Genomic DNA, 7,455 nt, shown 5'->3' with positions numbered 1-7,455 from the left:
TCAGGGGAGGGTCTTGTCCGATGGCTCTTCTCCCGGTTCGCGCCTTCCGCGCAACCCGGAGGCGTCCGAACGTACCAACTTAACCACGCCGTAGACGACTGCCGCGCCGACCAACAGCGGCGGTATCAGAGCGGAGATTGTCTCCGTCATTCCTCATCACTCCCTTGGGGTCCGGGTGAGCCGGATTACACCGGAAGCCCTGTGAAATAGGGGGAACCGACGCCGGATGACCGTGCTGTACGGCTGCTGTCCATAGCCGCAGCCGCGCGGGAAGTATCCTCCGCGGTGGTCAGAATGCTTACCCGATAGAACAAAATCGTACCCAGGAATGGCAGTGGGGTGACCGCCGGGCGGCCACCCCACTCATTGGAACGCGACGCCGGGACTACAGCTTCACCACGACGGTTCCGGCGACCTTGTCGTGAATCGCCTGCTGGAGCGGCTTGTCCCACAGCGGCCAGAGGACGTTCACCAGGCTGAACAGCCCGCCCAGGGCGTTCAGGAAGACATTGAAGGCGAGCAACTGCGGCCCCCACAGTACGCCGATCCGCTTGGCCAGAGTCTCGGTGTCCAGGCCACCGTGAACGCTTCCGCCGAGCTTCACGACGCGGATCTTCATGACCTTCTTGCCGATTGTCTGACCGTCCCGCGAGACCAGGAAGAACTCGTAAGCCGCGTACAGGAGGAAGGTGACGATCGCCGAGATGAGCATACCGGCGAACGTGGGCGTGGAGATCGTCACGCCGAACAAGGTCTCTTCCGTGGAGAACGCGCTTCGGATGATCCCGCCGATAATGAGGTAGCCGACCACGCCGAGGATAAGGCCATCGACCAGTCGGGCCACCAAACGCTGCCACCACTCAGCAAGTGGCGCCGGGACTCCCGGCGGAAGCGGCATCCCGCCAGGCGCGTTGTACGCGCCGGCCGGCGGGTATCCCGGTTGCTGGTAAGCGCCGGGCTGCTGGTAAGCACCGGGCTGCTGATAACCAGGCTGCTGATAACCAGGAGGCTGCTGCTGATATCCACCAGGCGGCGGGTATCCACCTTGGGGCGGGGGGTATCCGCCTTGAGGCGGCGGGTATCCACCCGGAGGGGGGGCCGAGCCATAAGGGTTCTGGCCGGGGGGAGGTTCCGGGTTCATTTGGTTACCTCTCGTGACATCTATGGGGACTGGGTGTTCTAGGTCCCATCGCACGGTAGCAGTAACCCGTTACGGCGTTTGCGGTGTTATTTCGGATCGAACGGAGCGAACACGCTGCGTGCACGAAAGCGGGGCCAATGGTTCGTTCCATCGGCCCCGCCTCGTTGTTTGCGTGGTTCTATGTCACTATTTGACCTTGACGACCACCGTGTTCGCGGCCTTGTCCAGAAGGGACTGCTGCAACGGCTTATCCCAGAGGGGCCAGAGCAACCCCACGAGCCAGTACAGGTACACGAGCCACGCGCCAATGACGCGGATTCCCGGAATCCAGGTCAACACCAAGGGCCCGGCGAGCGCGCCCGCGCGGCGCAAGGCGGCGTCATTGTCGAGACCGCCATCAAGGCCACGCCCCAGGCGCACCACCTTGATTCCCATAACGATCTTACCGAGCGTTTGGCCGCGCTGCTTCAGCATCAGGAATTCGTAGCCGAAGAACGCGAGTGTGGCCAGGATCGCGGGCAGCAGCCAGACGAGCGGCGACGCGTACTGGACCGATTGCGTCTCGATGTCGAAGCGGTCGCCGGCCACCCATATACCGGCGGCGATGATTCCGAGTGCGAGCAGCACGATGCCGTACAACGCGCCGTCGATGATCCGCGCGACGAGCCGCTGCCACCATTCGGCGAACGGCGCGGGCACGCCCGCAGGAAGGGGCGCCTGCCCGTATCCGTAGCCGCCCTGCGGTTGCCCGTAGCCGCCCGGGCCGTAGCCGTATTGCTGCGGCTGCCCGTAGCCGGGGGGCGGCTGCTGTTGATAGCCCTGGCCGTATCCCGGCTGCGGCGGATAGCCCGGCTGCTGGGCGTAGCCGGGCTGCGCCTGGACGGGCTGGGTGTGGCCCTGCTGGCCGTAGTCGGGCTGCTGCTGGCCGTACTGCTGCTCGCGGCTGTGCGCCTGCTGGCCGTATCCCTGGCCGTAGCCCTGACCGGGGCCCTGACTGTACTGGGGCTGGGACTGGCCGTAGCCCTGGCCGTAACCGTTGGGCGGTGGCGGCGGAGGTGGCGGCGCGGGCTGCTGTTGCTGCTGCTGTGGATAGCCCTGGCCGTACGCCCCGGTGCCACCCGCCTGTCCGTACGCCCCCGACGCCGGCGGGCCGTACACCGGCCGCGAACCCGGCGCCGGATTGCGGCTCATGACGGTGACGTCGGGATCGAATTCCTGCGCGGGCTGTTCCGCGCCTTGCTCCCCGCGTTCCGAGTCATCCTGCGGGTACGGCGGCTGGGTACTCACCGTGTCACCTCACTTCTCGATCGAGCGTGACATTCCCAAAGTAGTCGGCACCATTTCCACTGTCATTCTTCCCCCCGGGTCACGCGGTATGTCAGGGCACCGCCCTCAGGTACAGCAGCATGCGGGTATTCCCCAGCGTGTTCGGCTTGACGTGCTCCAGATCGAGGAACTCGGCGACGCCTTCGTCGTAGGAGGCGAGCAGTTCCGCGTACACCTCGGGCGAGACCGGCGTCCCGTTGATGGGCACGAATCCGTGCCGGGCGAAGAAGTCGACCTCGAAGGTGAGGCAGAACACCCGGCCCACGCCGAGTTCGCGGGCGGTGTCGATGAGCGCGGCCACGATCCGGTGGCCCAGGCCCATGCCCCGGGACGCCGGGTCGACCGCGACCGTCCGGATCTCGGCCAGGTCCTCCCAGAGCACGTGCAGCGCGCCGCAGCCGACCACCGCGCCGTCCACCTCGGCGACCCAGAACTCCTGCACGTCCTCGTACAACGTGACCGTGGTCTTCTTCAGCAGTCGCCGTTCCAGGCCGGAATGGGTGTCGACGAATCGCCGGATCATCCGTACGTCGGCCGTACGGGCCCGGCGGACGACCACCGACCGAGGGACTGTCTGTTCCACCGACTCCGCCACCATGCATTGAAGGGTAATAGCCCGGAGATCGTGGCCGACGGGTATCGGCCGCACCGAAACCTCATTCGGCAACGCTGGGTATCCGGGCACTCACCGTGCGCCCACCTCGTCACGTGATCTGCTCGTGATCGTTCAGTTGCGAAAACTAGACGGAAACTTGAGTTTCGGTTGAGGACGAACAAGGCGTGCACTAGTGTCCAGCGGGACCACGGCCCTGGAAGAGGAGACTGCTTGCGCACTCGAATCCTTGGGCGACTCGCCGTCGTCGGCGCCGCGCTCGCCGTCATCACCGTCGGCGCCCCGCTGGTTTCGGCCACCGCCGACCCGGAGCCCACCCTCAAAGAGCTGACCCAAGAGGTGGAAGACCTCTACGTCGAGATCGAGACCCTCACCGAGGACCACAACGGGGAGAGGATCCGGCTCAAGGAGGCAGAACGCTCCGCCCAGCTGGCCAAGACCACGCTGGCCAAGAGCGAGTCCGACCTGGAGGAGCGCCGCCGCAAGGCCAGCCTGTTCGCCCAGAACTCCTACATGACGGGCGGCGCCGCGACCGCCTTCGGCCTGATGGGCGCCGCCGACCCGGACGCCTACCTGGACGTCGCCTCCACCACCTACGCGCTGCAGCTCCAGACCGGCGAGGAGGTGCTCCAGGTCGAGAAGGCGATGGAGACCGCCAAGCGGGCCAGGGCGGGCGCCAAGGCCCGGCAGGACGAGGTGGCGAAGCTGCTCAAGAGCATCGACGCCCGCCAGGACAAGATCCGCAAACTGATCAAGAAGACCGAGAGCTCGCTCTACCGCCAGGTCGCGGGCAAGGTCAGCCGGCCGGCCCGGCTCTCGCTGCCGGTGGTCGGCGACGGCAAGGCCGCCCAGGCGGTCCGCTGGGCGCTCAGCCAGCAGCTCAAGCCGTACGTGTGGGGCGCGGAGGGTCCGAGCTCCTACGACTGCTCCGGCCTGATCATGGCCGCGTACCAGCAGGTGGGGATCAGCCTGCCGCACTACACCGGCGACCAGTGGACGGCCGGCACCCACGTCAGCCGGGAGGATCTGCGCCCCGGCGACCTGGTGTTCTTCTACAGCGACCTGCACCACGTCGGCATGTACATCGGCGGCGGCTACATGGTGCACGCGCCGCGGACCGGCGACGTGGTCCGGGTGGCCGCGATCGGCAAACGCCCGTTCGCGGGCGCCGTAAGAATCGCCGACTGAGTCTTGCCTGATCTGACCCCGCAGAAGCGGGGTCAGATCAGGCGGCGGCGAGCCGCCCAGGCGACCGCCTCAATCGCGGTCGCGACACCGATCCGATCGCAGATGCCCCGAAGCCGGCGCCGGACCGTGCGGCCGCTCACATCCAGCCGCCGGCCCACCCGGTCCACCGTGACGCCCTTCGCCAACTCGGCGAGAAGCAACAGCTCGTCATCGGTGAGACCGGCACGCTCCAGCTCCAACTCGCTCCGGGCTACCACCTCAGAAAACGACATCGTGAGCCCCTCTCCCACGACGAATGATTTTCGCCACCCTTGGGGAAGGTAAACGCCGTCGTGAAAGGTCGTCAAGCAGCCGCATTGACATAGCAATCACTACGTGAAGTACTTGGGGCATGCCGCCGACCCGGAAAGGCCGGCCCGCCGACTCCCCCGGCGCGGTGCGGCTCACCCGCGGCGAGGCCAAGGCCAGGACCCGGGCCAGACTGCTGGCCGCCGCCGCCGAAGTCTTCGCTGAGCAGGGCTTTTCCGGTGCTTCCGTGGACGAGATAGCCCGCCGGGCCGGTTACACGATCGGTGCGCTCTACGCGCATTTCCCGGGAAAGGACGACCTGTTTCTCACCCTGTTCGAGGAACATGTGTCCCACCATCTGGAGAACGCCGGGCGAATTGCCGGGGGCGCGGACGTCTTTTCCACCTTCGGCGCGTATCTGACCGAGGTGGCGGACGAGCACGTGGCCTGGAGCATGCTGGAGCTGGAGTTCCTGCGTTACGCGCTGCCCCGCCCTGAGCTGCTGGCCCGGCTGGCCGACCACTGGCGGGTGCCCAGGGACGCGATCACCGAACTGGTCGAAGGCGGGCTGTTCGGGGCGAGCGGGGATCCGCAGGCGGTGGCGACGGTGATCATCGCGCTGTTCGAGGGCCTGGTGGTCCAGCGCAGGATCGACAGGGCCGCCGTCCCGGCGACCCTGTTCTCCGATGCTCTGCGCTGGCTGGCCCGCGGACTGGTCAACGAGAAAGCCATCCCATAGCCAGCCGCACAACCGCCGACCAGGCGACTCGATGCTGCGGCTGACCAGATCACGACTTTCTCATTGATACCCGGCCCGGCTAGTTGGGCCTCACCAGCGGGAACAAGATTGTCTCCCGGATGTTCTTACCGGTGAACGCCATGATCATCCGGTCGATGCCGGCGCCCATGCCACCGGTGGGCGGCATCGCGTACTCCAGCGCCTGCAAAAAGTCCTCGTCCAGCTGCATGGCCTCGGCGTCGCCGCCGGCGGCCAGCAGGGACTGCTCGGTGAGACGGCGGCGCTGCTCGACCGGGTCGACGAGCTCGGAGTAGGCGGTGCCGAGTTCGGTGCCGAAGCCGATCAGGTCCCACTTCTCGGTCAGCAGCGGGTTGTCCCGGTGCTGGCGGGTCAGCGGCGAGGTCTCCAGCGGGTAGTCCATCACGAAGGTGGGCTGGATGAGCGTGTGCTCGATCAGTTCCTCGAAGAACTCCTGGACGAGCTTCCCCGGGCCCCACTTGGGGTCCCAGTGGATCTCGCGCTGGTCGGCGTACTTGCGCAGTTGCTCCAGTGAGGTCTCGGTGGTGATCTCCTCGCCGAGCGCCTCGGAGACCGAGCCGTACAGCGTGATCCTGGGCCACTGGGTCAGCCCCAGGTCGACCTCGTGCTCGCCGTGCACGACCACGGAGGTGCCCAGCGCGGCCACCACGGCCCGCTGGTACATCCGCTGGGTCAGGTCGGCCATGCCGTTGTAGTCGAGATACGTGCCGTAGGCCTCCAGCATCGTGAACTCGGGGTTGTGCGTCGCGTCCGCGCCCTCGTTGCGGAAGTTGCGGTTCATCTCGAAGACCTTCTCGATGCCGCCGACCACCAGCCGCTTGAGGTAGAGCTCGATCGCGATGCGCAGGTAGAGCTCCATGCCGCCGTACGCGTTGATCTGGGTCTTGAACGGCCGGGCGCTGGCGCCGCCGTGGATGGGCTGGAGCATCGGCGTCTCGACCTCCAGGTAACCCTCCTCGTGCCAGAAGTCGCGGACCGCGCGCACGGTGGCGCTGCGGATGTGCGCCATCCGGCGGGCCTCGTCGTTGACGATCAGGTCGACGTAGCGGAGCCGGACCCGGGCCTCGGGGTCGCTGAGGCCGGCGTGCTTCTCCGGCAGCGGGCGCAGGCACTTGGAGGTGATCTGCCAGCTGTCGGCCATGATGGACAGCTCGCCGCGGCGGGAGGTGATGACCTCGCCCTCGATGCCGACGTGGTCGCCCAGGTCGACGTCACGCTTCCAGGCGGCCAGCGACTCCTCGCCCAGCCGGTCCAGCGAGAGCATGATCTGCAGGTCGCCCGAGCCGTCCCTGATGGTGGCGAAGCAGAGTTTGCCGCCCACCCGGGACAGCATCACCCGCCCGACGACGCCGACGTGGTCGCCGGTGGCCGCACCGGGCTCCAGTTCGGCGTATTTCTCCCGGATCTCGGCGTTGGTCGCCGTCCGTGGAAACGTCACGGGGTAGGGGTCGACGCCCTCGGCCCGCAGCCGGTCCAGCTTCTCGCGGCGGACCCGCATCTGCTCAGGCAGTTCGCTCTGCTCTTCGCTCACGGACACAAAGATTACCGAGTTGCCGCCACCGGAATTGCAAGCGGAGTGCTAGCGGGTGACAGGGCGGGTGAAAGAGCTCGGGCTTATTCATATACCAACCCGAGAAGGAGTACTGAGATGAAGCGCATGACCCGAGCGATGGTAGCTCTGGCCGCAGGTGCCGCCGCTGCGGTTCTTGCCCTCCCCGCCACCTCCGCGAACGCCAACCCCGCCAACGAGTGGGGCCCCTACTACTCGCAGAACGACCTGGCCCGCGTGAAGGGCACCATCGACATCTCCTGGAACCACCAGCAGACCAGCAACAACGTCCGGGTGACCGGCCAGCTGTGGGACGACGACAGCCGCTACTACAAGCACGGCGGCAAGTGCGCGTACGTGAAGTTCCAGGTCACCAACCTGTACAGCCACCACTGGTACACGATCAAGAAGTACCAGCACTGCGGCTTCGACACCGCCAAGCACTTCGCCTTCGGCAAGAAGCACGTCAGCAGCCTGCGGTTCAAGGTGTGCCAGATCCACCACAAGACCAAGCACGTCTCGGACTGCGGCGACTGGAACTACCTGTACACCGCCGAGAACGAGTGATCCAT

Annotated in this window: 8 protein-coding genes; 3 read left to right on the top strand and 5 right to left on the bottom strand. The window is 66.6% G+C overall.

Features of this window, described 5'->3' with window-relative positions; all coding sequences use genetic code 11:
• Positions 1-385: 385 nt before the first annotated feature.
• The 3 genes from Acor_RS38295 to Acor_RS38285 form a co-directional block, all read right to left on the bottom strand.
• Positions 386-898 (bottom strand): RDD family protein, encoded by a 513-nt coding sequence (locus Acor_RS38295; RefSeq protein WP_170317298.1) that lies wholly within the window; start codon positions 896-898, stop codon positions 386-388.
• A gap of 429 nt (positions 899-1,327) precedes the next feature.
• Positions 1,328-2,428, bottom strand: coding sequence for an RDD family protein (locus Acor_RS38290; RefSeq protein ID WP_155341666.1), 1,101 nt, complete (start codon positions 2,426-2,428; stop codon positions 1,328-1,330).
• A 91-nt stretch (positions 2,429-2,519) separates the two neighbouring features.
• Positions 2,520-3,050 carry an amino-acid N-acetyltransferase gene (locus Acor_RS38285; RefSeq protein ID WP_422664865.1) on the bottom strand — a complete coding sequence of 177 codons (531 nt, stop codon included), beginning with the start codon at positions 3,048-3,050 and terminating at the stop codon, positions 2,520-2,522.
• A 243-nt stretch (positions 3,051-3,293) separates the two neighbouring features.
• Between Acor_RS38285 and Acor_RS45790 the strand changes: the two genes are divergently transcribed.
• Positions 3,294-4,268: a C40 family peptidase gene (locus tag Acor_RS45790; protein WP_155341664.1), complete on the top strand. Its 975-nt coding sequence runs from the start codon at positions 3,294-3,296 to the stop codon at positions 4,266-4,268.
• A 32-nt stretch (positions 4,269-4,300) separates the two neighbouring features.
• Here Acor_RS45790 and Acor_RS38275 read toward each other — a convergent pair whose 3' ends face one another.
• Positions 4,301-4,540, bottom strand: a complete 240-nt coding sequence (locus tag Acor_RS38275; RefSeq protein WP_155341663.1) for a LuxR C-terminal-related transcriptional regulator — start codon at positions 4,538-4,540, stop codon at positions 4,301-4,303.
• 119 nt (positions 4,541-4,659) lie between these two features.
• Between Acor_RS38275 and Acor_RS38270 the strand changes: the two genes are divergently transcribed.
• On the top strand, positions 4,660-5,295 hold the full coding sequence (locus tag Acor_RS38270; RefSeq protein WP_155341662.1) for a TetR/AcrR family transcriptional regulator: 636 nt from the start codon (positions 4,660-4,662) through the stop codon (positions 5,293-5,295).
• Positions 5,296-5,374: 79 nt separating this feature from the next.
• Here the strand turns inward: Acor_RS38270 and lysX are convergent, their stop codons facing one another.
• Complete coding sequence (gene lysX / locus Acor_RS38265) at positions 5,375-6,832, bottom strand: bifunctional lysylphosphatidylglycerol synthetase/lysine--tRNA ligase LysX (RefSeq protein ID WP_246239714.1); 1,458 nt, start codon at positions 6,830-6,832, stop codon at positions 5,375-5,377.
• Positions 6,833-6,982: 150 nt separating this feature from the next.
• Between lysX and Acor_RS38260 the strand changes: the two genes are divergently transcribed.
• Positions 6,983-7,450, top strand: coding sequence for a hypothetical protein (locus Acor_RS38260; protein ID WP_155341660.1), 468 nt, complete (start codon positions 6,983-6,985; stop codon positions 7,448-7,450).
• Positions 7,451-7,455: the final 5 nt, after the last annotated feature.

Origin of the sequence: Acrocarpospora corrugata (genome assembly GCF_009687845.1) — a bacterium.
Classification (GTDB): Bacteria; Actinomycetota; Actinomycetes; order Streptosporangiales; family Streptosporangiaceae; genus Acrocarpospora; species Acrocarpospora corrugata.
This window is presented reverse-complemented; position numbering and strand designations above follow the sequence as displayed.

Bases quoted from the DNA above. Each gene is read 5' to 3' on its own strand.
- Acor_RS38295 (WP_170317298.1), bottom strand. From the start codon at position 898: ATGCCGCTTCCGCCGGGAGTCCCGGCGCCACTTGCTGAGTGGTGGCAG.
- Acor_RS38275 (WP_155341663.1), bottom strand. From the start codon at position 4,540: ATGTCGTTTTCTGAGGTGGTAGCCCGGAGCGAGTTGGAGCTGGAGCGT.
- Acor_RS38270 (WP_155341662.1), top strand. From the start codon at position 4,660: ATGCCGCCGACCCGGAAAGGCCGGCCCGCCGACTCCCCCGGCGCGGTG.
- lysX (WP_246239714.1), bottom strand. From the start codon at position 6,832: ATGCGGGTCCGCCGCGAGAAGCTGGACCGGCTGCGGGCCGAGGGCGTC.
- Acor_RS38260 (WP_155341660.1), top strand. From the start codon at position 6,983: ATGAAGCGCATGACCCGAGCGATGGTAGCTCTGGCCGCAGGTGCCGCC.